This window comes from Burkholderia cepacia (assembly GCF_029962485.1).
Classification (GTDB): domain Bacteria; phylum Pseudomonadota; class Gammaproteobacteria; order Burkholderiales; family Burkholderiaceae; genus Burkholderia.
This window is the reverse complement of sequence record NZ_CP073638.1, coordinates 1126335-1149050: the sequence shown is the minus strand read 5'-3', so window position 1 is coordinate 1149050 and position 22716 is coordinate 1126335. Positions and strand designations below refer to the sequence as shown.

The 22716-nt window shown below is 66.7% G+C and carries 19 protein-coding genes and 1 pseudogene; 6 read left to right on the top strand and 14 right to left on the bottom strand.

Annotation, left to right across the window (positions count from 1 at the left end; all coding sequences use genetic code 11):
- The first annotated feature begins 101 nt into the window (after positions 1–101).
- Complete coding sequence (locus KEC55_RS21530; protein WP_282510553.1) at positions 102–836, top strand: extensin; 735 nt, start codon at positions 102–104, stop codon at positions 834–836.
- 119 nt (positions 837–955) lie between these two features.
- Here the strand turns inward: KEC55_RS21530 and KEC55_RS21525 are convergent, their stop codons facing one another.
- The 3 genes from KEC55_RS21525 to KEC55_RS21515 all read right to left on the bottom strand — a co-directional run bounded on the left by KEC55_RS21525 (position 956) and on the right by KEC55_RS21515 (position 5034).
- The gene (locus KEC55_RS21525) at positions 956–2179 is read right to left on the bottom strand and encodes a lipase family protein (protein ID WP_282510550.1); all 1224 of its coding nucleotides are present in this window, start codon (positions 2177–2179) and stop codon (positions 956–958) included.
- Positions 2180–2312: 133 nt separating this feature from the next.
- On the bottom strand, positions 2313–3503 hold the full coding sequence (locus tag KEC55_RS21520; protein ID WP_282510548.1) for a M20 aminoacylase family protein: 1191 nt from the start codon (positions 3501–3503) through the stop codon (positions 2313–2315).
- 25 nt (positions 3504–3528) lie between these two features.
- Positions 3529–5034: a YfcC family protein gene (locus KEC55_RS21515; protein ID WP_282510546.1), complete on the bottom strand. Its 1506-nt coding sequence runs from the start codon at positions 5032–5034 to the stop codon at positions 3529–3531.
- 101 nt (positions 5035–5135) lie between these two features.
- Here KEC55_RS21515 and KEC55_RS21510 point away from each other — a divergent pair, with 101 nt between their 5' ends.
- Complete coding sequence (locus KEC55_RS21510; RefSeq protein WP_282510544.1) at positions 5136–6050, top strand: LysR family transcriptional regulator; 915 nt, start codon at positions 5136–5138, stop codon at positions 6048–6050.
- 155 nt (positions 6051–6205) lie between these two features.
- Here the strand turns inward: KEC55_RS21510 and ahpF are convergent, their stop codons facing one another.
- The 4 genes from ahpF to KEC55_RS21490 form a co-directional block, all read right to left on the bottom strand.
- Positions 6206–7804, bottom strand: coding sequence for an alkyl hydroperoxide reductase subunit F (gene ahpF / locus KEC55_RS21505; protein ID WP_282510541.1), 1599 nt, complete (start codon positions 7802–7804; stop codon positions 6206–6208).
- A gap of 119 nt (positions 7805–7923) precedes the next feature.
- Positions 7924–8487: an alkyl hydroperoxide reductase subunit C gene (gene ahpC, locus KEC55_RS21500; RefSeq protein ID WP_006488685.1), complete on the bottom strand. Its 564-nt coding sequence runs from the start codon at positions 8485–8487 to the stop codon at positions 7924–7926.
- Between the two features lie 245 nt (positions 8488–8732).
- On the bottom strand, positions 8733–8942 hold the full coding sequence (locus KEC55_RS21495; RefSeq protein ID WP_282510537.1) for a CopG family transcriptional regulator: 210 nt from the start codon (positions 8940–8942) through the stop codon (positions 8733–8735).
- Positions 8943–9067: 125 nt separating this feature from the next.
- Positions 9068–9964, bottom strand: coding sequence for a LysR substrate-binding domain-containing protein (locus KEC55_RS21490; protein WP_027782765.1), 897 nt, complete (start codon positions 9962–9964; stop codon positions 9068–9070).
- Between the two features lie 177 nt (positions 9965–10141).
- Here KEC55_RS21490 and KEC55_RS21485 point away from each other — a divergent pair, with 177 nt between their 5' ends.
- The 3 genes from KEC55_RS21485 to KEC55_RS21475 are packed head-to-tail and all read left to right on the top strand — an operon-like array spanning position 10142 to position 13102.
- Positions 10142–11308: a branched-chain amino acid ABC transporter substrate-binding protein gene (locus tag KEC55_RS21485; RefSeq protein ID WP_282510530.1), complete on the top strand. Its 1167-nt coding sequence runs from the start codon at positions 10142–10144 to the stop codon at positions 11306–11308.
- 26 nt (positions 11309–11334) lie between these two features.
- On the top strand, positions 11335–11859 hold the full coding sequence (locus KEC55_RS21480) for an L-2-amino-thiazoline-4-carboxylic acid hydrolase (protein ID WP_282510528.1): 525 nt from the start codon (positions 11335–11337) through the stop codon (positions 11857–11859).
- Positions 11852–13102: a Zn-dependent hydrolase gene (locus tag KEC55_RS21475; RefSeq protein ID WP_282510526.1), complete on the top strand. Its 1251-nt coding sequence runs from the start codon at positions 11852–11854 to the stop codon at positions 13100–13102. The genes KEC55_RS21480 and KEC55_RS21475 overlap by 8 nt, the downstream gene beginning before the upstream one ends.
- Before the next feature lie 83 nt (positions 13103–13185).
- On the opposite strand, the gene KEC55_RS21470 is transcribed toward KEC55_RS21475, so the two are convergent.
- Positions 13186–13668: a GNAT family N-acetyltransferase gene (locus KEC55_RS21470; RefSeq protein WP_282510524.1), complete on the bottom strand. Its 483-nt coding sequence runs from the start codon at positions 13666–13668 to the stop codon at positions 13186–13188.
- A 29-nt stretch (positions 13669–13697) separates the two neighbouring features.
- Positions 13698–14534: a c-type cytochrome gene (locus KEC55_RS21465; RefSeq protein WP_282510522.1), complete on the bottom strand. Its 837-nt coding sequence runs from the start codon at positions 14532–14534 to the stop codon at positions 13698–13700.
- A gap of 244 nt (positions 14535–14778) precedes the next feature.
- On the opposite strand from KEC55_RS21465, the gene KEC55_RS21460 reads away from it, so the two are divergent.
- Entirely contained in the window at positions 14779–15624 is an 846-nt protein-coding gene (locus KEC55_RS21460) for a DUF3626 domain-containing protein (protein ID WP_282510520.1), read from the top strand.
- 56 nt (positions 15625–15680) lie between these two features.
- On the opposite strand, the gene KEC55_RS21455 is transcribed toward KEC55_RS21460, so the two are convergent.
- The 5 genes and pseudogenes from KEC55_RS21455 to pgaB all read right to left on the bottom strand — a co-directional run bounded on the left by KEC55_RS21455 (position 15681) and on the right by pgaB (position 22715).
- Positions 15681–16955, bottom strand: coding sequence for a hypothetical protein (locus KEC55_RS21455; RefSeq protein ID WP_282510517.1), 1275 nt, complete (start codon positions 16953–16955; stop codon positions 15681–15683).
- Positions 16952–18770 (bottom strand): annotated as a pseudogene (gene glmS / locus KEC55_RS21450) (glutamine--fructose-6-phosphate transaminase (isomerizing)). Before glmS ends, KEC55_RS21455 begins: the two are co-directional and overlap by 4 nt.
- A 117-nt stretch (positions 18771–18887) precedes the next feature.
- Positions 18888–19376 carry a Biofilm PGA synthesis auxiliary protein PgaD gene (locus KEC55_RS21445; RefSeq protein WP_282510515.1) on the bottom strand — a complete coding sequence of 163 codons (489 nt, stop codon included), beginning with the start codon at positions 19374–19376 and terminating at the stop codon, positions 18888–18890.
- The gene (gene pgaC, locus KEC55_RS21440; protein WP_282510512.1) at positions 19354–20625 is read right to left on the bottom strand and encodes a poly-beta-1,6-N-acetyl-D-glucosamine synthase; all 1272 of its coding nucleotides are present in this window, start codon (positions 20623–20625) and stop codon (positions 19354–19356) included. The genes KEC55_RS21445 and pgaC overlap by 23 nt, the downstream gene beginning before the upstream one ends.
- The gene (pgaB, locus tag KEC55_RS21435) at positions 20622–22715 is read right to left on the bottom strand and encodes a poly-beta-1,6-N-acetyl-D-glucosamine N-deacetylase PgaB (protein WP_282510510.1); all 2094 of its coding nucleotides are present in this window, start codon (positions 22713–22715) and stop codon (positions 20622–20624) included. Before pgaB ends, pgaC begins: the two co-directional genes overlap by 4 nt.
- Position 22716 lies beyond the last annotated feature (1 nt).

Here is a 22716-nt window from a genome sequence, read left to right as displayed (position 1 = left end):
ACCGGCTCCCGGCACAATGCAACCAAATGTATTCATGCGGGATCGACGGCCAATGGCCGCGTATGATGGCTTGTTCACGTCGACATGATCGGTGAGCAAGCATGACGAGTACCCGCAAGACCTTGATGATCGCCGGTGGGCTCCTGGTAGCCGCGGCCGGCACTGCCTACGTGATGCTTCTGCGCGCGGACCACCGTGCGATCGAAGACTCGGGCATTGGCGATTCGGCCGCGCCGGCGGCCGTCGCACCCGCGAACAACGATCACGCGGTGCAGGGCGCCATCGCGCCGTCGGCACCCGCCGCCGCGCCGCCGCCGCAACAGGCCGCTGTTCCGCCACCTCCATCCGCACCCGCGCGCGTCAGCGCCGCGCCTCCTTCTGCCCCCGCTGTACCGGTCGTCAGCGATAAAGCCCAGCCGGAGACGAAGCCGAGTGCGCCGCCGCCGAAGGTGAATGTCGTGACGGTCGATGCGCAGGATTCGACCCCGCCAGCGCCGCCACCGACCGCCAAACCGACCCAGCCGGCCGCACCCGCGCAGGTTACGCAACGCGCGCCGCGCAAGCGCGATGGCCTCGAACGCCATGAGGCCGCTGCACCGGCCGCGACGAAATCCGAAACACCGGAAACGGCTGCACTCGTCAGGGAATCGGCGAAGCTTGACCCGTCGTTGCCGCCGCCGCCGATGTCGTCGATGTCGGCAAGCGCCGGTTCGTACCGGCAGGGCGGTTCGTCGTCGGGTGCGAACCCGGTTGCCGCTGCGATGACCGAGCAACTGGTCCGGGAATCGAGTAACGTCAGGACGACGAACGACAGCTCGCCTTCGACGCCGAAGTGATTTTCGCGATGAGCGTTTGTCGCATGACGCAGGCGAGACTCGATCGTATCGTCGAGAGGGAATGCTGCGTGCGATGCGCCATTCGCGAAACGGATCCGCGCATGCGCTTCAGCCCCGCTTCAAGGCTTCGACGGTAACGACGCGCAATTTCCATCGAGTCGTTCGCCAGCAAACGCTCGTGCGACGAATCGAGCGGAATCGGGAAGCGAGCCGTTGACGGTTCCGGAGTGGTCGAGCGCCGGATAGAAATGCCATTCGATCCGGTCGCCGGCGCGGCAGGCGTCGGTGGCGAGTGCGATCTGGTCTGGCACGAACACGTCGCGATCCTTGCCGCCCGTGCCGATGAAGATCGGAATGTCCGACGTCAGCGCCGGATAGGCGGCTTCGCGCTGGATCGCCTCGAACGCCGGCTTTGGCGAACGCTTGAAGCTGGTGTCGTACGTGAGTTCGTCCGCGACGATCCTCGATTCGAGTGCATGCAGGCATGCGCGCCGGCTGAGTTCGAACGCCGGCATGGCATTCTCGTGCAGGTAGTCGGCAGGAACGAACGCGGGATCGAGCAGCGCCGCGGTACTGATGCGCAGCATGTCGTACGCGAAGGTCGGGACGACCGACTGGTGCGCGCGTGCCCGCTCGGTATCGGCCGCGTGGTTGTGAACGGCCGCATAGGGCGTGCCGGTTGCCACCACGCCGGCGATCGCCAGTTCGGGCGCATACGACTTCGCATAGACGGCCGTTGCAAAGGCGGCGCGTGCGCCTTGCGATTGCCCGAACACGACGGCGCGGGACGTCAGGTCGAAGTCGCCGTGCTGCACCGCGCGGATGCTGTCGAGAACGTTGTACGCGAGCGGGCGCGTCAGTCCGTAGGGATGCACGCCGGACGCGCCGAGGCCCTGATAGTCGGTCGCGACGATCGCGTAGCCGCGGGCGAGCCAGTCGTTCAGATAGCGCGTGTCGCGTTCGCTGCGGCGCGCCAGCGACGGTGCACACACGTTGGCGCTACCGACGGTGCCGTGTGCCCACGCCATCGTCGGCCAGCCGCCTCGCGGCGGTGTTCCTTTCGGCAGAAACAGCGCGCCCGACACGACGATCGGCGTGCGGCCGTCGACGCCGTCGGTCGATGTGTAGAGGATCCGGATGTTCTTGCCGGCTTCGGCGAGGCTCTGCTCGGTCGTCAGCGGTTCGGTGCGCAGCAATTGTCCGGGCGTTGCCGGAACGGTGTCGGTCCACGCATAGAAGGCCGGAACGCCGGTGTCCCGCCCGACCGGAAGCGGTTCGGCGGCAAGTGCCCACGTACCGACGGCGGCGCCGAAGGCGAGCATGACGAACGATTTGATTGGCATGCCGAGCATGTGTGGTCTTCCCTGGTTTCCGGGCCGGTTCGACGAAGCCTACGCCCGATCGGGGTGGCCGTGCAAACGGCGCGTCGACGAAGGGCCGCCGCGCGGGCGATGCAGCACGGCAGCCATCGATCGCTCACGCGACGGGTAGATAACGTTCCACCAGCCTCGCCCAGAATGCGGAGCCGACGACCAGGTTCTCGTCATTGAAGTCGTAGGTCGCGCTATGCAGCGTGTTCCCGCCGTCGGTCGGGCCGTTGCCGATCCGCAGGAATGCGCCGGGGCAGGCCTGCAGCATGTAGGCAAAGTCCTCGCTGCCCATCAACGGCGCCATCTGTTCCGTTACATGCGCCTCGCCCACCAGCTCTTTCGCGACTTCGATCGCGAGCGCGGTTTCTGCGTCGGTGTTCGTCACCACCGGATAGCCTTCCACATAGTCGACGACGGCGCGCAGGCCGTAGCTTTCGGCCTGTGCGTGCACGAGCGCAGTGATGCGTTCCTTCAGCATCCGGCGGACATTCACGTCGAACGAACGGACGCTGAGGCTCAATTCGACTTCGCCCGGAATCACGTTCGGCGCCGATCCGCCGGCGATCTTGCCGATCGTCACGACGGCCGACTGCGTCGGATCGACGTTGCGCGACACGATGGTCTGCAAGGCCATCACGATACTGCCTGCGGCGACGATCGGGTCGTTGGCCAGGTGCGGGCGCGCAGCATGCCCGCCCTTGCCGACGATCTTCACGAACACGCGGTCGCCTGCCGCCATGAAATGCCCCTTGCGGAACATGAACGTGCCGGCCGGCGCACCCGGATGGTTGTGCATCGCGAACACCGCGTCGCAAGGAAAGCGCGTGAACAATCCTTGCTCGACCATGCGCTTGGCCCCGCTGTCGAAGCCGCGTTCCTCGGCCGGCTGGAAGATCAGATGCACGGTGCCGTCGAATTGCCCGCGTTGTGCGAGGTGCCGGGCCGCGCCGAGCAGCATCGCGGTATGGCCATCGTGGCCGCATGCATGCATGCGGCCCGGGTGGAGGCTCTTGTGACCGAACGTATTGCGCTCGTCGATCGGCAGCGCATCCATGTCGGCGCGAATCCCGATGCGGCGTTCGTTCGAACCGCGTTGCAGCGTGCCGACCACGCCGGTGCCGGCGATGCCCGTCGCGACCGTGTAGCCATATTCCTTCAGGCGCGCGGCGACGATCTCGGCGGTCTGCACTTCCTCGAACGCCAGTTCGGGGCAACAGTGCAGCGTATAGCGGAGCTTGCGCATGTCGTCGGCAAGCGGCTGCAGGTCGGAGACGGAACTCAGGTCGGGTAGGAGCATGGGCAATCCAGGAAAAAGCGGCTGACTAGAAGGGGCCCCAGTGCAGGGCGACGCCGGTCGCAATCGCGACGACGCAGATGACGAACCACGCAATCAGCAGCGGCATGACGAAACGGACCCACTTGAAGTAGGGGATGCCGGACGTTGCGAGGACAGCCATCAGGACACCGGAAGTCGGGTTGAAGCAGTTGATGAAGCCTTCGCCGAGCAGCACGGCCTGCACCGTGACCTGCCGGGTCAGGTGCAGCGTGTCGCCAAGCGGCGCGAAGATCGGCACGAGGACGGCGGATTCGCCGGAACCGGACGAGATGCCGACATGGATCAGCGCGGCGCTCACGAACATGCAGATCGCCGCCATCGTGGAATCGAGCGGTGCAAGCATGCCGGCGAGCGAGTTGACGATCGGGTCCATGATTCTGCCGTCGGCGAGCACGATCGAGATGGCCCGCGCCATGCCGACCACGAGCGCACCCTTGACGAGCCCGCCGCAACCGTGGAGGAAGGTGTCCGCGATCGCGCCCGGGCGCATGCCGCTCACGATCCCGGCGGAGATCGCCATGACGAGAAACATCGCGATCATCTCGGTCTCGGCCCAGTGGCGCGTCGACGAACCGTAGACGAAGACCGCCAGGCAAGCGAGCACGATCCCGACCACGGCGCGTTGCCGGGCGTCGAACCTCCGCGCGGGCGTCGGCGCTGGCGGGCGGGCCGCCGAGGGTGCCGGGTCGGAAACCGCGGCGTCGGTCGTTCGACAGGCGCGTATGCGCCAGACGAGAAAGACGACGGTGGCGATGACGAACGCGCCATAGATGCACACGCGGAACGCCATGCCGGAAAACATCGGCAGGCCGGCCAGGCGCTGCGACAGTCCGGTCGTCACCGGATTGAGGATGCCCGTGTTGAAACCGGCGTACGTGCCCAGATACACCACGCCGGCGCCGATTTCCTTCGGCAGCCGCATCGATTCCGCGAGCAGCAACCCGAGCGGGACGAATGCCACGACCGAATTTGTCACGATGCCCAGGGTGCCGAGCAGCGAGAAGGCGATGCAAATGACGACGACTGTGATGTGTGCCCGGGCGCGATCTCCACGTTCGACCCGCGCGAGCGCGTTGCGCACCGCGCCGGTCGCTTCGAGCACGGCCAGTGCGCCGCCGGTAAACAGGATCAGAAAGATGATCGGCGCGGACACGGTCATCCCGTTGGCCAGTGCGACGAACATCTCGCCCGGCGTCACGCCGTGCTGCGCAACCGGCTTCAGGCTGCCCGGCACGACAAAGCGGATGCCGTTGCTGAGCGTTCGCGCAAACTCGCCGGACGGCACGATCCAGGTCGCAAGCGCAGCCGCCATCAACATGACGAACAGCAGCACATAGGGGTTGACCGGCTCGTTGCCGCCGCGTGCGCGGGCGGGCTGGCGCGGCTGTTCCGCGCGGTCGATCGGCCGGCTGACGTCGTTCATGTTGCTCCTCCGTGGATGTCCTCGAGTGGTAAGCCACCCTGTTTTCGGTCCGGCGCGGACGGGTTGCATGCGCGGCTCGGCTCCGGGGCGGAGTATCGGTGAAAACCGGTCTGGAAAGTTGCGTCGAACGCTGCGAGAATGTTGCTTTGAGAGCAACACTGGAGCACCCATTGGATACGGTCGAACGGAGTCTTCCGGAGCGCACGCTGCACTACCTGGTCGCGATCGCGACGTACGGCGGAATGCGTCAGGCGGCGCTCGGCCTGAATGTGAACGTGTCGACGATCAGCCGGCAGGTGGCCATTGCGGAGCGGGAACTTCGGCTGTCGCTCGTGACGCGCCGCGGCCGGAAAATGGAGCTGACGGAAGCGGGGCAGATGGCGGTCGATTATTTTCGCGATTGCGAACGCAATGCCCGCCGGTTTCGTGCGCAACTCGACGAGTATCGCGGCCTCAAGCGCGGGCAGGTGACGATCGCGGCGGGCGAAGGGGCGGTCGCGAGCCTGGTCGCGATGGTCCTGAAGCCTTTCCTGGACAAGTATCCGGGCATCACCGTGGAATTGCGTACCGGCTCGCTGCCGCAACTCCTGGCGATGACCCGCGAGGATCAGGTCGATATCTGCGTATCGATCGGCGCGACGACGGATCCGACACTGAATGCGCGGCTGTTCCAGAGCGAGCCCATCTGCGCGATCTTTTCGGTCGACCACCCGATGGCGTCGCGCAAATCCGTGAAGATGGAAGCGCTCGTCGACGAGCGTCTCGTCTTCATGCCCGCCGAGTTCGGGCTGCAGGCCCATGTCGATGCGATCCTTGCCGATATCGCGCGCGTGGTCGTGCCTGCATTTCGCTGCGACCGGTTTTCGACGGCAGTGGCGATCGCGGCGCAGAATCTCGCCGTCGCATTCATGACGCGCGGGGCGGCGCAGGAAAGGATCGCGGCGGGACAGGTCGTCGCGGTGCCGCTCGATCATCCGATCGCGCGGTCGTTCGATCGTTATGTGGTCACGCGCGCCGGGCGGCGGCTCGGTCCGGCCGCGAACTATCTGCGGCGGGAAATCGTCAGGTTGATGTCGACCGTGTAGCGACGAAGGCGGCGTTGGCCCGCGTCCCGCCACCACTCGGCGCAGAGGCAAAAAAAGACCCCGCACGCCGACCAAGGCATGCGGGGCCAAGAGAGACAATTCGTTGTGCTGCCGGTGCTGCCGGTGCTGCCGGTGCTGCCGGTGCTGCCGGTGCGTTAGGCGGCGACCGCTTCCTCTGCTTGCGGCTGCGTAGCGGCCACCGGCGTCACGTCCTGACGGATCAGGTGGTCGAACGCGCCGAGCGATGCCTTCGCGCCTTCACCCACCGCGATCACGATCTGCTTGAACGGCACCGTCGTCACGTCGCCGGCCGCGAACACACCCGGCACCGACGTCGCGCCGCGGGCATCGACGACGATCTCGCCGTGCTTCGACAGTTCGACCGTGCCTTTCAGCCATTCGGTGTTCGGCACGAGACCGATCTGCACGAACACGCCTTCGAGATCGATGCGCTGCGTGTCGCCCGAGCGCAGGTCCTTGTAGACGAGCCCGTTCAGCTTGCTGCCGTCGCCGGTCAACTCGATCGTTTGCGCCTGCGTGACGATCGTCACGTTCGGCAGGCTGCGCAGCTTGCGCTGCAGGACTTCGTCCGCGCGCAGTTGCGCACCGTATTCGATCAGCGTGACGGCCTTCACGATGCCGGCCAGGTCGATCGCGGCCTCGACGCCCGAGTTGCCGCCGCCGACCACCGCGACGCGCTTGCCCTTGAACAGCGGGCCGTCGCAGTGCGGGCAGTACGCGACACCGCGGTTGCGGTATTCGCGCTCGCCCGGCACGTTGATTTCGCGCCAGCGCGCGCCGGTCGCGAGAATGATCGTCTTCGCCTTCAGCACCGTGCCGTTCGCGAGGCGGATCTGGTGCACGTCGCCCGGAATCAGCGCATCGGCGCGCTGCACGTCCATGATGTCGACGTCGTACTGCTTCACGTGCTGCTCGAGTGCCGTCGCGAACTTCGGCCCTTCGGTTTCCTGCACCGACACGAAGTTCTCGATCGCCATCGTGTCGAGCACCTGGCCGCCGAAACGCTCGGCGACGACGCCCGTCGCGATGCCCTTGCGGGCCGAGTAGATGGCGGCTGCCGCGCCTGCCGGGCCGCCGCCGACGATCAGCGTGTCGAACACCGGCTTGTTTTCGAGCGACTTCGCGGCGCGCTCGCCGGCACCCGTGTCGAGCTTCGCGAGGATTTCCTTCACGCTGCTGCGGCCCTGGCCGAACGAGGCGCCGTTCAGGAACATCGTCGGCACGGCCATGATCTGGCGCGCCTCGACTTCATCCTGGAACAGCGCGCCGTCGATCGCGACGTGGCGGATACGCGGGTTGATCAGCGACATCACGTTCAGCGCCTGCACGACTTCCGGGCAGTTCTGGCACGACAGCGAGAAAAACGTTTCGAACGCATAGTCGCCGTCGAGCGCGCGGATTTGTTCGATGACGTCGTCGTCGAGCTTGATCGGGTGGCCGCCCGTCTGCAGCAAGGCGAGCACGAGCGACGTGAATTCATGGCCCATCGGGATACCGGCGAAGCGGATGCCGGCCGGCTTGCCGGGCTCGCCGATCGAGAACGACGGCTTGCGCTCGGCGTCGTCGCGGCGTTCGGTCACGGTCACGCGATCCGTCAACGACGCAATCTCGTTCAGCAGCGCCAACAGTTCCTGCGATTTCGCGCTGTCGTCGAGCGAGGCGACGAGTTCGATCGGGCGCGTGATTTTTTCGAGGTACGCTTTGAGTTGGTTCTTGAGATTGGCGTCGAGCATGGCGTTTCGGATTCCGTATTAATGATTATGGTCGGGCACGTCGTGCCGGAGGAGGGCGCGGGCCGCATGCTGCGGCGGCCCGCCATCGAGCGCCTCGTGCGAGGCGCGCGGAGCGATCGTCAGATCTTGCCGATCAGGTCGAGCGACGGGGTCAGCGTTTCCGCACCCGGCGTCCACTTGGCCGGGCACACTTCACCCGGGTGCGCCGCGATGTATTGCGCAGCCTGCACCTTGCGCAGCAGTTCGCCTGCGTCGCGGCCGATGCCGTTGTCGTGGATTTCGCACAGCTTGATCTCGCCTTCCGGGTTGATCACGAACGTGCCGCGCAGGGCCATCCCTTCTTCCTCGATCAGCACGTCGAAGTTGCGCGACAGCGTGAGCGTCGGGTCGCCGATCATCGGGTACTTGATCTTGCCGATCGTGTCCGACGTGTCGTGCCATGCCTTGTGCGTGAAGTGCGTGTCGGTCGACACGCCGTAGATTTCGACACCCAGCTTCTGGAATTCCGCGTAACGGTCGGCGAGGTCGCCCAGCTCGGTCGGGCAGACGAACGTGAAGTCGGCCGGGTAGAACACGACGACGGACCACTTGCCCTTGAAGTTCTCTTCCGAGACGGGCACGAAATCGCCGTTGTGGTAAGCGGTTGCCTTGAACGGCTTGATTTGGGTGTTGATGATCGGCATCTGGAGAATTCCTTGTCTTCAGTGGTGAGTGGAGTGTTGCCAGTATCCGGGTTCACCCTGAGTTTGTGAAATTGCTTGTTTCAATCCGGGGCATCGGGATTTTCTATCTGCTTCCGGCCCTTGATTTGTCGGCGTGAGCGCCGGGCACCCGGTGCGGGGGAGGGGCGTCAGTACGCGAAAGCCATGGGGGATCGACTCCAGGTCGCGCAGACGCCCGATCGGGTAGTCCGTGCCGGGGCGCGCGTTTACCACTCCGACTGCAAATCCTCGTGGCGGGTGACCGTGCGGCCTTTCCAGAGACCGAACACATTGTCAGCAAAAGTTGTCGCGTGCCGAGCGACATAGGCATCGATTGCGTCGCGGATGACGTCGGCGCAGGAGCTGTTCTTGAGCGCTGCGATGAAGGTCAGCGCGGCGTGCTGGTCATCCGATAGATCGACGGGAACTCTGCTCATGGCAATCTCCATTACAAGGAATGGGCATCATGGAGATCCGGCCGGGGATACGCAACGTCGTGGCTTGGCCGATGCGATTGCTGCTTCCGGAGGCGGGCTGAAGTCCCAACGCCGGCCCGCCCCGCTCAAATCCCCGCCATCTTCCTCAACCACGCCGCGAGCCGCCGTGCCCCATCCGGCATGTCCGCGTCCTCGCGCGTGCACAGGTAGTAGTCGCGCCCGTCGTCGAGTACGTGATCGAACAGCTTCACGAGCTCGCCGTTCGCCAGCTCGCGCTCGACCAGCGGCGCGCGCAGCAGCGCCGCGCCGAGATCCGCGCGCGCGGCGCTCAGCGTCAGTTGCCCATCCTCGAACATCGGCCCCACCGCATGCGACACATGCCGCACGCCGGCGCCCTGCAGCCAGTTGACCCACGTGCTGCGATCCTCGTCGTGCACGAGCGGTGCGCGCGCGAGATCGGCGGGCGTGCGGAACGGCCCGTGGCGCTTCAGGAACGACGGGCTGCACATCGGCACCATCGCGCCCGGCAGCAGCCGCTCGCAGCGGTAGCCTGGCCAGTCGCCGGTGCCGAAGCGGATCGACAGGTCCGACGCGTCGCTCCGGTAATTGCGGTGATGCGCGTACAGCACCGTGACGTCGACGTCCGTGTTGTCGGCGAGGAACGCGTGCAGCCGCGGAATGAACCAGCCGATGCCGAGCAGCGGGATCAGGCTGACGGTGATCTGCCGCAGCGACGAGCGGTCGCGCACGAAGCGCGTCGCGCTGCGCAGCACCGAGAACGCGGCGCTGATCGAGCGGTAGTAGTCGCGCCCTTCGTCGGTGAGCGCGAGCAGCCGGCCCTCGCGCACCGTCAGCGGCGTCTGGATGAACGCTTCGAGCAGTTGCAGCTGATGGCTGACGGCCGACGGCGTGATGTCGAGCTCGCCTGCCGCCGCGGTGACCGACCCGAGACGCGCAAACGCTTCGAATGCACGCACCGCACGCAGCGGCGGATCGTGCGGCAATTGTTCGATATTTTTCATGTGTCGAATTTTATCGAAAAGTCAGGGTAAGCGACAACATGAAAATATCCTTTGTTTACTGGGCTATACGTTAATGTGCCGAGAACGGCATAAGCATCCAACAATTGGGTATTTGGGGTTTGGGTGCTGAATATTTAATATTTTTCATGTTTTGATCCGATTCACCGATCCCCGCACATGAAAATCGCATTTCTCCACGCCAGCCTCGCATTCTCGGCCGCCGCCCTGGTCGCCTCCGTTCCCGCGTCCGCACAATCCGCGCCGCAGACGATCCTGATCGGTCTCGCCGCGCCGCTGACCGGCCCGTCCGCGCGGATCGGCAAGGATCTGCAGAACGGCGCGCAACTCGCGATCGACGACGCGAACGCGAAGCATCCGACCATCGGCGGCAAGCCGGTCGTCTACAAGCTCGTCGCCGCCGACGACCAGTCCGATCCGCGCACGGCCGTCGCGGTTGCGCAGCAGCTCGTCGACCAGCACGTGATCGGCGTCGTCGGCCACTGGAACACGGGCTGCAGCGTGCCCGCATCGCGCGTGTACCGCGATGCGGGCATCCCGCAGATCGCGCCGGCATCCACCGGCCATCAATACACGCAGCAGGGCTACGCGACGGCGTTCCGCATCATGGGTCACGACGATGCGGGCGGCAATTTCACCGGCGCGTATGCGGTGAAGACGCTGAAGGCGAAGCGCATCGCGGTGATCGACGATCGCACGTCGTTCGGCGCGGGGCTGGCCGACCAGTTCATTAAGGGCGTGCAGGCGAACGGCGGCGCGATCGTCGATCGCCAGTACGTGAACGACAAGACGACCGACTTCAGCGGCGTGCTGACGGCGATCAAGGGCAAGCGCGCGGATCTCGTGTTCTTCGGCGGCCTCGATGCGCAGGCTGCGCCGATCTCCCGCCGGATGCGCCAGCTCGGCGTGAACGCGCCGCTGCTTGGCGCGGGCGGTTTCGTGAGCCAGACCTTCCTGTCGCTCGCGGGCAAGGACGGCGACGGCGTGACGGCGCTCGAACCGGGCCTGCCGCTCGACCGGATGCCGGGCGGCAAGGCGTTCGACACGCAATACCAGGCACGCTTCCGTGCACCGATCGAACTGCATGCGCCGTTCGCGTACGACGCGGCCGCCACGCTGATCGCGGCCGCGCAGAAGGCCGGCACAACGCAGCCGGCGAAGCTCGTCGCGGCGGTGCGCGCGATCGACCGGCCGGGCGTGACGGGGCGCGTCGCATTCGACGCCGAAGGCAACCTGAAGGACCCGGCCTTCACGATCTACCAGGTGCGCGGCGGCAAGTGGACCGTCGTCGACGTGCTCGGCGGCGCGCGCACCGCAGCCAAGTAAGTAACAAGACAACCAAGACGATCCCCATGACAGAAGCGAACCCGACATCCGCCGACGCACCCGAGGACACGCGCCTCGGGATCCTCGCGCGGCGCCGCATCGAAGCGGAAATCATCAAGCCGATCTACGAGATCATGAAGCGCGAGTTCGGCACCGAGCGTGCGCAGGCCGTGATCGCGGAAGCCGTGCGCGGCGCGGCCGTCGACGCAGGCCGCACGTTCGCCGCGCAGGAGCCGGACGGTGCGAGCGTGAAGTCGTTCATCGCGCTGCAGGTGCTGTGGGAGAAGGACGATGCGCTCGACGTCGAGGTGCGGCGCGCGGACGACGCGCACTACGACTACGACGTGCATCGCTGCAGTTACGCGGAGATGTATCACGCGATGGGGCTCGGCGAGATCGGGCACCTGCTGAGCTGCGCACGCGACAGCTATTTCATCCAGGGCTATGCACCGGACGTCGCGCTCACGCGTACGAGCACGATCATGCAGGGCGGTAAGCGCTGCGATTTCCGCTACGCCCTGCAGCGCGCGCCGGAGCACGGCGATGCGTGACGACACCGTGAACGTGCCGCGCGTCGACGGCGATCGCCTGTGGGCGTCGCTCGAGCGAATGGCGCAGATCGGCGCGACACCGAAGGGCGGCGTCTGCCGCCTCGCGCTGACCGATCTCGATCGCGAGTCGCGCGACCTGTTCGTGCAGTGGGCGCGCGACGCCGGCTGCACGGTGCGCGTGGACCAGATGGGCAACGTGTTCGCACGCCGCGCGGGCCGCAATCCCGACGCCGCGCCGGTGATGACGGGCTCGCACGCCGATTCGCAGCCGACCGGCGGCCGCTACGACGGCATCTACGGCGTGCTTGGCGGGCTCGAGGTCGTGCGCGCGCTGAACGACGCGGGCATCGAGACCGAGCGTCCGGTCGATGTCGTGATCTGGACCAACGAGGAAGGCTCGCGCTTCGCGCCGGCGATGGTGTCGGCCGGCGTGTTCTCGGGCGTCTATACGCTCGAATACGGGCTCTCGCGTACCGACAGCGCAGGCAGGACGATCGGCGAGGAACTCGGGCGCATCGGCTACGCGGGCGCCGAACCAGTCGGCGGCTATCCGGTGCACGCGGCGTATGAACTGCATATCGAGCAGGGCCCGATTCTCGAACGGGCCGGCAAGACGATCGGCGTCGTGACGGCCGGGCAGGGGCAGCGCTGGTACGAAGTGACACTCACCGGCGTCGACGCGCACGCGGGCACGACGCCGATGGAGGTCCGCCGCGATGCGCTGGTCGGCGCCGCACGGATGATCGCGTTCATCGAAGTGCTTGGCCGACGTTATGCGCCGTACGCGCGCGCGACGGTCGGGATGATCGAGGCGCGGCCGAACTCGCGCAACACGGTGCCGGGCGGTTGTTTCTTCACAGTCGAATTCCGTCACCCCGACGATGCGGTGCTCGACGAACTGGACGCGGTGCTGCGCGCGGAACTCGCGCGCGTGGCGGACGAATCCGGCCTCGGCGCGCAGATCGAGCAGATCTTCACGTATGCGCCGATCCCGTTCGCGCCACGCTGCATCGACACGGTGCGCGACGCGGCCAAGGCGCTCGGGTTGTCGCACATGGATATCGTGTCCGGGGCGGGCCACGACGCATGTTATGTCGCGCGTGTCGCGCCGACCGGGATGATCTTCGTGCCGTGCGTCGACGGGCTGAGCCACAACGAGGCCGAAGCGATTACGCCCGAATGGGCGGCGGCGGGCGCCGACGTGCTGTTGCGCGCGGTGCTGCGGAGCGCGCAGGAAGCCTGAGCGCGATGCGTCCGGCCCGGCGGGAAGGTGCTCGCCGGGCCGGGCTTGCTTTTCTCTGGCGCGGCGAGCGCGTGCAATGCGCGTCAGGCCGGCGGTGAATGCCGATCGATATATCGGCGCATCACGTAGAACGCCGTATCGGCGCGACCGGGCATCGTCATCGGCGCGCCATCGGCCACAAATCCGAGTTTTTCATAGAACCGATACGCTGCTTCACGCGCCGTACACCACACGAGTGCAGCTCCGCGTGCTTCCGCGTGCCGCACGCAGACCTGCACCAGCACGCGCCCGAATCCCATGCCGCGCACGGCAGGGTCGACGGCCATTCCGCGAAGCCGCCACGCCGGCCGGGCAGGGTCGTCGTCGCGCGGCTCCTCGCAGAGCGAGGCGATCGCCACGAGGCTCGACCGGCCGTCGCGCACGCCGACGTGCAGCGTCGTCGGCGCATGGTCGCCGGCCAGTTCGCACGCGTTCAGATCGCCGTTCAGCAGGATCGTCGCCCTGAGCGGGTGCGTTTGCACGGCGTCGATCGGTGCGATGGTGAACCGCGTGTCGTGTGGCGTCATCAACGTTCCCAGGATGGTCCGGCTGCCCGTTACTTGCCGGCCTTGCGTTTTGCCATGTACGCGAGATACGCGACGATCTGGTCGAGTTCGCAGTCGCTCAACTGGTCGGGCGGAAACGCCGGCATGCTGCGGCCCGGCCAGTCGCGTACCGACGCCGGGTTGCGGATATAGCGGCGCAGCGCGGCCGGCTGGAAGTAGTCGACCGGATTCATCGGCGTGTTCAGGTCGGGGCCGGCATGGCTGCTGCCCGCACCGTCGAGCCGGTGGCAGGCGAGGCATTGCGTGACGAACAGCCGCTGGCCCGTGCGGGCCGGATCGTCGGCGGGCAACGCCGCATCGACGGCGAGCGAAGGCCAGCGCGCGAGCGGCGACGATTCGATCGTGACGCGCACGATCTGGTACGGCCACTGCTCGCCGCGCACCGACGACGCGTCGGGACCGAGCCAGACGAGGTAAAACGGCCCGGCGCTGACCTGCTTGCCGGGCAGCTTCGGCCACGGATGGGCCGGATCCTCGATCGCGAGCCACGGGACGGCGCGGGCCGGTGCATGGCGGCGCACGAGATCCATCGGCAGTTGCGCGGCGAAGCCGTCGGCCGCGCGCGTTTCGAGCACGCCGTCGGCCGGCAGCGGCGTGTCGCCGAGCAGAGCGGTGAACGGCACCGCGCGGAACGTCATCGGCCGGCCGTATGCGATGTCGCGCGGTACGTGGATGTCCGTCGCATCGGGGCGCGCGAGCAGCGTCTGCCGGGTGAGGGCGCGGGCCGTGCCGTCGGTGTCGAGTTCGAGTGTGGACTGCGCCGACGCGCGTTGTCCGAGCAGGCACACCGTCAGCAGCACGAGCGAAAACCACTGGCGCTTCAGCATTCGTTCTCCGGGAAGGGGCGTTCCGGCGGCGGCAGGAGGCGGGCACCGCGGCCGATGGAAGGAATCGGGCGACAGTCTATCCGGTACGCGCGGCGCTGGCGAATCCGGCGAGGGAGGTGCGATCGGAGCAAGCGCACGGTAGTATCGTGCGTCGACCCATACCCGGTGCGGCCATCCACATCCGGTGCCGGGCCGCGCACGCCACGATACCGTCGGCAACGTTCGACGCTACCGGACAACCCGCATGGACACTGCCGCAGACCGGGCGCTCGCCCATATCCGACAATCCTGGCCGCCGCCTGAGCGGCGAGGCGCTGCCTTCCCCGTTACGCTCAACTTCCATCCCGACACGCTGACTGCCGGCATCGGCACGCTCGAGCGGATCGTCGGCGACGGCCTGTATCGGTCCCAGTTCGAAACGGCGACGAGCAATGGCGGCATGACCGCGTACCCCGGTGGCGACCGCTGGCTGTGGGAAAGCAGGATGTTCGGGCAGGCGTACGACGATGCCGATCCCGCGCTGCGGCCGAAGTACGGTGCACTGAATCACCGTCTCGATCCCGTTGGCGGATCGAGACGCTTTGGATCGTGTCATTTGCGTCTGCGCAACGATGTGCATCGGCGAACGACCTTCTGCTATCCGGATAGCCATTACCAGCCCGCGCATTTCGCGATTCAGGACTGCACGGCGCTGATCTCGCTCGCGGCTGAAAACCGCGACGGGCTCGATGCGCTGCTCGACAACTACATCGAGGCGCAGGTTCACGGTGTGGTGAGTCTTGGCGACGATGTCGACGCGATCGTGCTCGATCCGAGCTATCGCGATACACCGGTCGAGGCGGCGGCGGGGCGCTCGGGCTGCCGGGTCGAGTGGCACGGCGGTTTCAGGCTGTCGCTGGATCGGCTGGCCGAGTGCGAGCAATTCCGCGGGCCGGCGGCGGCCGATGCCATTGCGCGGATTGCCGTTGACCGCGTCGTGACGCCGGCCGTGCTCGGCCGTGCGCGCGACGGCGTGCTCGATTATCAGACGGCGAAGTGGGTGTGGCATTGCGTGGCGCGGTTCGGCGAGGGTAACGGCCTCGCCGGCTGAACGGGGTCAACCGGGCGGGCCATGCCACGTTGCGCGCGTCGGGCCGTGCAGCGCCGTCAATGACTCGAACAGGGCACGTCACGCTTCGGCATCGGCGTGTCGCGCTCCGGTTCGAAATCGGCTTCGCGCGTGCCTGACGGCGTCAGCGACACGAAATGCATCGCCGTGCCGCCGGCCGGGAATCCGGCGATACCGGTCGAACCCCATGGAATCGGCGACCGCTGCGCGCCGCTCACTGAAATGTCCGACGCCCCGAGCGCGAGCGTCAGCAGCCGCCCGTCGCGGGTCGGCACGTACGCATGCGTGCCGGCAACCCCGATGCCCGACTCGCGTACCGACGCGGGCAGGCAGTCGAGCGTCGCCGTGCGGCGGCCGTCCGGGGCGATCAGCATCGCGACGCCGCGATCGTCTGCTGTCGTCGTGACGACGATGAAACGGTCGATCTCGGGCACATAGGCCGACGCGTACACGTAGTACCGGATCCTGTCGGTCAGCGTCCCGAGCAGGTCCAGCTTCGCGGTGACGGGATCGAACGTCGCGTATTCGAGCGTCGCGTCGGTGCTGCCTTCGATGAATTTCTGCCAGACGAGCAGGGCGGTGCGCGGCGAGCCCGCGATCACGGGCCACCACTCGCGGCGATGCGGCGCGACCGCGACGTGGTTCAGCACGTGTCCGGTTGCGTCGTAGGTTTTCAGGTAGACGCCGTTGCCGGTGCCGAGATTGTCGACGCCGCCGCCGTCGACCCAGTCGGCCGAATAGAACACGACGAAGTGTTCGCCGACTGTCGCGACGTGCCCGGAGTGGCCGCCCGACTCGACGTCGTTCGGGTAGGGCTTGATCGGCTTCAGGTCGCGGCGGTAGATGCCGTAACGCTGGCTGACTTCCTGCGGCGCGTTCCAGCCGTCCTCGAACGTGACGAAGATGTCGCCGCGCGCGTTCTGTGCAATCGATACAGGTTCCTGCGCTTCGGGACGGCTGATGAATGTACGAATGTGCAGCAGGCGCGGCTTGCCGGGCAGCCATTCGCCGACGTACACGTCATGCGGCCAGTTGCCGTTGCGCAGTGCGCCGCGCGGCACGATGCCCGAGCTGCTGAAGAACACCCAGCGTTTGCCGTTGCCGGCGTCGGCCACGCCGATGCCGTGCATGAAGCGTCGCGGGTCGCCGTTGTCCTGCGGCGATGCCGGGGCCGGAACGGTGACCGTATGCACGGCCGGCACGACGGCGAGGGCGCGCAGCGACACCGCGCCGACGCAGCACGCGCCGCAGAGCACGGCCGTGGCTGCGGCGCGCCACGCGGCCGTCTGCGCCGGGCGGGTTCGCCGCCTCATTCGACGGTCACCGATTTCGCGAGGTTGCGCGGCTTGTCGACGTCGGCGCCGCGCGCGCAGCCGACGTGATACGCGAGCAGTTGCAGCGGGATCACGTTGACGATCGGCGACAGCAGGTCGCCCGACTCGCGCACCCGGATCAGGTGCGTGTCACGGTCGGCGTCGATGTCAAGCTGGCTGCCGGCGAGCACGTAGAGCCGGCCGCCACGCGCGCGCACCTCGGCCATGTTGGACTTCAGCTTCTGGAACAGGCGGTCGTCCGGCGCGATCGTGACGACCGGCATCGCGCTCGTGACGAGTGCGAGCGGGCCGTGCTTCAGCTCGCCGGCCGCATAACCTTCCGCGTGGATGTACGACACTTCCTTGAGCTTCAGCGCGCCTTCCAGCGCGATCGGGAAGTGGATGCCGCGCCCGAGGAACAGCGCGTTCTCGGTGCGCGCGAATTTCGCGGCCCAGCCCATGATCTGCGTTTCCAGCGCGAGCGCGTGGCTGATGCGGCCGGACAGCGCGCGCAATTGCTTCAGGTGCATCGCGACGTGCGCCGCATCGAGCCGGCCGCGCAGTTGCGCGAGCGTCAGCGTCAGCACGAACAGCGCGACGAGCTGCGTCGTGAACGCCTTGGTCGACGCGACGCCGAGCTCGATGCCGGCCCGCGTGAGGAATCGCAGCGGCGCGTTGCGCGCGATCGTGCTGGTCGCGACGTTGCAGATCGCCATCGACAGCTCCTGGCCCATTGCGCGCGCCTGCTCGATCGCGCCGATCGTGTCGGCGGTTTCGCCCGACTGCGAGATGCCGACGACGAGTGTGCGCGGATCGGCCACCGTGTCGCGGTAGCGGAATTCGCTGGCGATCTCGACCTGCGCGGGAATGCCGGCGATGCTCTCCAGCCAGTATTTCGCGGTCAGGCCCGCGTAGTAGCTGGTGCCGCAGCCGAGCAGCAACACGCTCCTGACTTTCGACAGCAGCGCGCGCGTGCCGTCGGTCGCATCGAACAGCGCCGGCGAGATCGTGTCGATGCCGTCGAGCGTGCTGTCGATCGCCTTCGGCTGCTCGAAAATCTCCTTCTGCATGAAGTGCTGATACGGGCCGAGCGCGGCGTCGCCTTCGCGCGCCTTCACTTCGCACAGTGGGCGCCGGGCCTCGTGTCCGCCCGCGTCGACCACGGCGATGCGTTCCGGCGTGATCAGCGCGACATCGCCGTCTTCCAGGTAGACGAAGCGGTCGGTGAGGTCGCCGAGCGCCGCGCAGTCCGACGCCAGGTAGTTCTGCTCGGCGCCGATGCCGATCACGAGCGGCGAGCCGGCGCGCGCGGCGACGAGACGGCTCGCGCGCGCTCAGCACCGCGATTGCATACGCGCCGTGCAGCCGCTTGACGGCGCGCACGACCGCGTCGAACAGGTCGTCGCGATAGACGCTGTGGATCAGGTGCGCGATCACCTCGGTGTCGGTCTGGCCGCGAAACGTGTAGCCGTGCTCGCGCAGCTCCACGCGCAGCGCGTCGTGGTTCTCGATGATCCCGTTGTGCACGACCGCGATCGTGTCGCCGGACATGATCGGATGCGCGTTCATTTCCGACGGCGCGCCGTGTGTCGCCCAGCGTGTATGCGCGATGCAGGTCTGCGCTTCCAGGCCGAGCGTCAGCACGCGCGCCTGCAGGTCCGTCACGCGCCGCAACGTGCGTTCGCTGCGCAGGCGCCCGTCGTCCTGCACGGCGATGCCGCACGAATCGTAGCCGCGATACTCGAGCCGGCTCAACGCATTGACCAGTTGCGGCACCTGATTGTTCAGGCCGCTTGCTCCGACGATTCCGCACATGATTCACCTCGTCCAGAAGAAGTTGCCGGCCTGCCGGCGATGCGTGGCGGGGCGGCGTCAGGAGCGGCGCCGCGCGGCGCGGATGGCGTCCGTGCGCGGCGGCGCGTCTCCGCCGACTTACTCGCGGGGCTGCGGCCCCGCGTGGGCTACCCATTCGATACCGGATATCGATCCGTTCGCGTCGTGCGACGCGACGAGAATGCGTGTCGTGCGCTGCGCGCCGCGCCGGCGGGCGCCGGCCAGCGCGGTGGTCGGCACCGCGCGGACCTTCGCGCTGGCGGAGCGCCGCAGCATCTTCGAGACGCGCAGCCGGTAGGCGAGCGGATGCACGACGCGCCCGGCGATCAGCCACGTGACGATCGTGCCCGCGATGGTTACGATCGAGGTCGCGTAGAACACCATCTGCTCGATCGGCATCTCGGCCTGGTTGAACGGCAGCAGGTAGCGGTACGTATAGATGCAGATCGATGCCCATACGGCGCCGACCAGCGCGGGCCGCACGAGGCGGAACCAGACGACCTGCACGGAGCCGACGATGCGGCCGCGTTCGGCGATCATTTCGCGCGGGGTGCGCAGGGAAAGGTCAATAATCGGCGCGTTCTTCATGTTGAATGCCTCGGTCGGGGCTGACCCATACGGCCCGCTTGCCGCGGCCCCGCAGCACGACGGCCGGCAGGGCGACGACGGTGGTGATCATGCTGATCAGCCAGAAAGCAACGGGGTACCAGATGGTGTCCAGGAAATACATCAGGAGTTTTTCGTCATACTGACGATCGATCATGCTGCCGATGATCAGCTGCAGGATGCAGGTCGCAACCAGCAACATCCCGTGCCAGTGCGGCACGACCGATACGTGCCAGCTCGGCGGCAGCGGATAGACGACGTCCACCAGTGCGAGCAGCAGAATGAACGACATCGAATAGGCCCACGCGATGCCGATCAGGTACTCGACGAACAGCGGCCACATCATCAGCTGCGTCGGCCGCGCGAGCGTGCCCGCATATTTCATCAGCACCTGGATGCCGCCTTTCGACCAGCGCAGCCGCTGCCGGTAGAGCCCCTTCAGCGTCTCGGGCATCAGGATCCAGCTCAGCGCGTGCGGCTCGTACACGACGCGCCAGTCGCGGCATTGCAGCTTCCAGCTGATGTCGATGTCCTCGGTCAGCATGTCCGAGCTCCAGTAGCCGACGTCGGCGAGCGCGGTCTTGCGGAACATCGTGACGACGCCCGACACCGTGAAGATGCGGCCGTACACCTGCTGCGTGCGCTTGATCAGCCCGACGATCGACGAGAATTCGCCGACCTGCATGCGGCCGAGCAGCGACGTGCGCGTGCGGATGCGCGGGTTGCCGGTGACGGCGCCGACACCCGGATCGGTCAGGAAGTGCTCGAGCATCCAGCCGATCGCGTCGTGCGCGAGCAGCGAATCGCCGTCGATGCAAAGCAGATACTCGGCGTTGGATACCGCTGCCGCGGTGGTGAGCCCGACCGCCTTGCCTTCGTTGCGCGCGTGATGGATCACGAGCAGCCGCGGGATCTCGACGGCCAGTTCGTTGAGGATCTCGCCGGTGCGATCCTGGCTGCCGTCGTTGACCGCGATGATGTCGTAGTTCGGATACTGCATCCTGTTCAGGTGGCCGATCACGCTGCGCGCGTTCGCGGCTTCGTTGAAGCAGGGCACGATGATCGAGATCTTCGGGATGCCGCTCGACGCGATCGTCCGTGTCGACAGCTCGCGACCTTCTTCGAGCAGGAAGTAGTGCACGACACCGCCGATCATCCACAGATACGACATGAAGAAGGGGTAGTAGAAGACGAAATCCTGCAGGCGCGTGATGAGGCTGTGGGTGGTCATGGCGTCTTCACCCCCTTCGATTGTTGCATCTGCATCAGCGCGTTGATCGAGGTCGGATCGAGGCGCGACTTCAGCGACATCACGTCGCGCATCGCGTCGAGCTCTGGCTGGCCGTTCAGGAAGTTGTCCGGGTAGTAGCCGAAATTCACGGCGCCTTCGCTGCGTAGCCGCCGCATCTGGGTGAGCAGCGTGCTGGCCGGCACGTCCTTGTGCGCGCGCCAGTCGTACGATTGCAGTTCGAACACGGTGCGCTGCAGCCCGAGCTGCTTCGCGCGCACGGCCCGCACGAGCTGGTCCAGCCAGCCTTCGGGGTCCTTCGCCTGCTCCATGTACGGCATCGCCATCAGTGCGACGTAGTCGTAGGCGGCGAGGAAATCGTCGTAGTTCTGCGCATACCACGCTTCCGACTCGGGCTTGAGCACCGGCAGCGCGAAGATGTTGCGCACGGTCAGCACGTCGCCGACGTTCTGGTGGGCCAGCACGATCTGCTCGAGCTGCCGGGTCAGGTCGATCAGGTAGCGCGACTTCTGGCGGGTCCAGCGCTTCATCAGATCGGGGTTCTCGCGGATCTTGCCGACGTCGGCCGGCAGCCCCCACTGCGCATAGGTGCTGAGCGCATGCCGGCCCGCATCCTCGTAGTCGTCGAGCACGGCGTCGTCGCTGAACAGGATGCCGCTGAACGACGCGTGCTTGCTGAGGTCCTCGTAGATCTGCTGGATCATCAGCCGCGCATCCGGATCGAACGGGCTCAGCCGGAACAGGCGCGTGCCGTTCTCGCGGGCCGGCGCGCCGCCGTATGCGCTGACGGCCTCGAGCCCACGCTGCTTGTCGGCCGGTGGCCGGAACGCGAGCACCGGCATCCATGCGTACACCTGCACGTTGGAGCGCGTGTTGAGCTGCCACGCGGCACGCGAGAACAGGTCGGCGCGCATCGGCAGGTGCCGGTTCGGGAAGTACACGGATTCGGCCACGCCGGTGCCCTTCGGATCCGCAAAGGCCTGCAGATAGACAGATTTCGGCTGCATCCGGTAGATGCGCTCGATCAGCTTGCCGAGATTCGCCTCTTGTCGGGCGGGATCGGGATCGTAGACCTGGTCGAGATCGACCTGCACGGTGCGCTCGGGCACGTCGACGTCGCCGCGGTTGGACGCCGGCTCGCGCATCGAGCGCTCGAACCCGCCGATATCGACGTCGTACATCATCAGGATCCGTCTCAGCCGGTCCAGCGGCACTTCCGGCGTATTCGGGCCGGCGTCGAGGCTGAACTGGATGTCCATGCCGAGCGACGTCGATATCTGGCGCACGGGCTGGTTTTCCGCGCCGTATGGCCACACCATCGAGCGGGCGACGATGCCGGTGTGTTCGCGGATCTGCCGCACGCATGTCTGCAGGTCGTCGTGCACGCGCGCCGCGAATTCGGCGTCGGTTTCATAGCGTTTCTGGTCCTGCAGGTAGAGGTGCGACGTGGTCGCCGGCAACTCGTTGCCTTGCGGATTCGCAATCGCGCCATGATGGAGGTTGTGGGTGTGGCAGCCGAGCTCGACGAGGTGAGACTGGCCGAGCTGTTTTACTTCGTCCCACGACATGAAGTAGTCGCGCGGCACCTGGACCTTGTCGCTGATGCGGATCGGCGTATCCGCCGGCGTATCGATCCACGCGGTGACGATGCCCATCACGGCCGGATACTTGAAGCGCTCGAGCAACGGCAGCACCTTCGTGTAGTGACTGCGAAAGCCGTCGTCGAACGTGAGCAGCACCGCGCGCGGCGGCAGCGGCTTGCCGCCGTGCCGCGACTCCTCGATCTGCTTGACCGTGATGGTGTGGTAGTTGTTGGTCTGCAGCCACGAGAAGATCGCGGTCAGCGTACCGGTATCGACCGCGAACGGATCGATCATTGCCGACGGTGACGAAAACGACGCCATCAGGTTGTCGCGCACGTCGTGCATGCAGATCACGCGGAACGTCTTGCCGTCGGCCGGATCGGACGGCGGCAGCAGGTCGATCATCTTGGCGTTCGTCACACCCGGGAACAACGAACAGGCGGCAAACGTGCCCAGGCATCCGCACATGAAGGTCCGTCTGGTTTGCATT

What these genes read in the sequence shown, in the direction of transcription:
- KEC55_RS21530 (WP_282510553.1), top strand. Translation starts at nt 102, where the DNA reads ATGACGAGTACCCGCAAGACCTTGATGATCGCCGGTGGGCTCCTGGTA.
- KEC55_RS21525 (WP_282510550.1), bottom strand. Translation starts at nt 2,179, where the DNA reads ATGCCAATCAAATCGTTCGTCATGCTCGCCTTCGGCGCCGCCGTCGGT.
- KEC55_RS21520 (WP_282510548.1), bottom strand. Translation starts at nt 3,503, where the DNA reads ATGCTCCTACCCGACCTGAGTTCCGTCTCCGACCTGCAGCCGCTTGCC.
- KEC55_RS21515 (WP_282510546.1), bottom strand. Translation starts at nt 5,034, where the DNA reads ATGCAACCCGTCCGCGCCGGACCGAAAACAGGGTGGCTTACCACTCGA.
- ahpF (WP_282510541.1), bottom strand. Translation starts at nt 7,804, where the DNA reads ATGCTCGACGCCAATCTCAAGAACCAACTCAAAGCGTACCTCGAAAAA.
- ahpC (WP_006488685.1), bottom strand. Translation starts at nt 8,487, where the DNA reads ATGCCGATCATCAACACCCAAATCAAGCCGTTCAAGGCAACCGCTTAC.
- KEC55_RS21495 (WP_282510537.1), bottom strand. Translation starts at nt 8,942, where the DNA reads ATGAGCAGAGTTCCCGTCGATCTATCGGATGACCAGCACGCCGCGCTG.
- KEC55_RS21490 (WP_027782765.1), bottom strand. Translation starts at nt 9,964, where the DNA reads ATGAAAAATATCGAACAATTGCCGCACGATCCGCCGCTGCGTGCGGTG.
- KEC55_RS21485 (WP_282510530.1), top strand. Translation starts at nt 10,142, where the DNA reads ATGAAAATCGCATTTCTCCACGCCAGCCTCGCATTCTCGGCCGCCGCC.
- KEC55_RS21480 (WP_282510528.1), top strand. Translation starts at nt 11,335, where the DNA reads ATGACAGAAGCGAACCCGACATCCGCCGACGCACCCGAGGACACGCGC.
- KEC55_RS21475 (WP_282510526.1), top strand. Translation starts at nt 11,852, where the DNA reads ATGCGTGACGACACCGTGAACGTGCCGCGCGTCGACGGCGATCGCCTG.
- KEC55_RS21470 (WP_282510524.1), bottom strand. Translation starts at nt 13,668, where the DNA reads ATGACGCCACACGACACGCGGTTCACCATCGCACCGATCGACGCCGTG.
- KEC55_RS21465 (WP_282510522.1), bottom strand. Translation starts at nt 14,534, where the DNA reads ATGCTGAAGCGCCAGTGGTTTTCGCTCGTGCTGCTGACGGTGTGCCTG.
- KEC55_RS21460 (WP_282510520.1), top strand. Translation starts at nt 14,779, where the DNA reads ATGGACACTGCCGCAGACCGGGCGCTCGCCCATATCCGACAATCCTGG.
- KEC55_RS21455 (WP_282510517.1), bottom strand. Translation starts at nt 16,955, where the DNA reads ATGAGGCGGCGAACCCGCCCGGCGCAGACGGCCGCGTGGCGCGCCGCA.
- KEC55_RS21445 (WP_282510515.1), bottom strand. Translation starts at nt 19,376, where the DNA reads ATGAAGAACGCGCCGATTATTGACCTTTCCCTGCGCACCCCGCGCGAA.
- pgaC (WP_282510512.1), bottom strand. Translation starts at nt 20,625, where the DNA reads ATGACCACCCACAGCCTCATCACGCGCCTGCAGGATTTCGTCTTCTAC.
- pgaB (WP_282510510.1), bottom strand. Translation starts at nt 22,715, where the DNA reads ATGCAAACCAGACGGACCTTCATGTGCGGATGCCTGGGCACGTTTGCC.